Raw genomic sequence first — 1,077 nt, 5'->3', positions numbered from 1 at the left:
TGTAGGGTCCCGGATGATCACATCGCCTATAGGAGTTATCCTCTGCTAGCCGCCAGAAAGCTTCTTCAGCAATTCATCCGGGAGCAGGTTCATGGACATCAAGCTGCATAAGCAGGCTACTACGACACCGAAGATCCGTGCCGACATCCAGGCAGCGCGCTCCAGCATCACAGATAGCGAGCTGGCCCGGCAGTTTGGCGTCACTACCGCCACTATCCGGCGTTGGCGGTATCGCGACGATGTCTATGACCGCTCCCATACGCGTCACAATCTGTTGGCCACGCTCACGCCCGAACAAGAGGAAGTGCTGATCGCCGCTCGCGAATTCCTCCGCCTTGGCTTGGATGACTTGCTCGTTGTGGCACGTGAATTCCTGAACCCTCGACTGTCTCGCTCAGGCTTGCATCGCATGCTCAAGCGCCGAGAAGTGCCGACACTGGCAGAGCTGGCTCGTCAGGACGCGGGCGATGACGAGAAACCACGGCATAAGCCCTTCAGGGACTACGAGCCTGGCTACGTGCATATCGACATCAAGCACCTCCCCCAGATGTCCGACGAGGATCAGAAGCGCTACCTGTATGTCGCCATCGACCGTGCCACGCGCTGGGTCTATCTGGAAATCAGGCGCAGTCAGTCCGCGAAGGATGCCAAGGCGTTCATGAAGAGAGTGGAGGAGAAGGCTCCCTTCATGATCCAGACGGTGCTGACCGACAACGGCAAGTCGTTCACCGACCGCTTTACACGGGCGGGAGAGCGCACGCCCAGCGGTCGACATCCCTTCGACCAAGAATGCCAAGCCCATGGCATTGAGCACCGCCTGATTAAACCTGGTCGACCGCAGACGAACGGCATGGTCGAGCGGTTTAACGGCCGCATCAGCGACGTGCTGAAGACTCGGCGCTATACCTCAAGCGAGGACCTGGAGCAGACGCTCAAACGCTACGCTTGGCTGTACAATCACCATATTCCGCAGAAGGCGCTTCATCATCAGTCGCCGATTGTTGCGATGAAAGAATGGCAGGACAAGCGGCCTGAGATATTTACCAAATTCGTGGTTAATCACACGGGACCCTACAG

Annotated in this window: 1 protein-coding gene; it reads left to right on the top strand. The window is 57.8% G+C overall.

Annotated features, from left to right (window positions below; translation table 11 throughout):
• Window positions 1–91 precede the first annotated feature (91 nt).
• On the top strand, window positions 92–1,077 hold a 986-nt coding region (locus RS027_RS13480; protein ID WP_311957763.1), incomplete at its 3' end, for an IS481 family transposase.

It is taken from the genome of Halomonas garicola (assembly GCF_031935715.1).
GTDB classification, from domain to species: domain Bacteria; phylum Pseudomonadota; class Gammaproteobacteria; order Pseudomonadales; family Halomonadaceae; genus Vreelandella; species Vreelandella garicola.
This window is presented reverse-complemented; position numbering and strand designations above follow the sequence as displayed.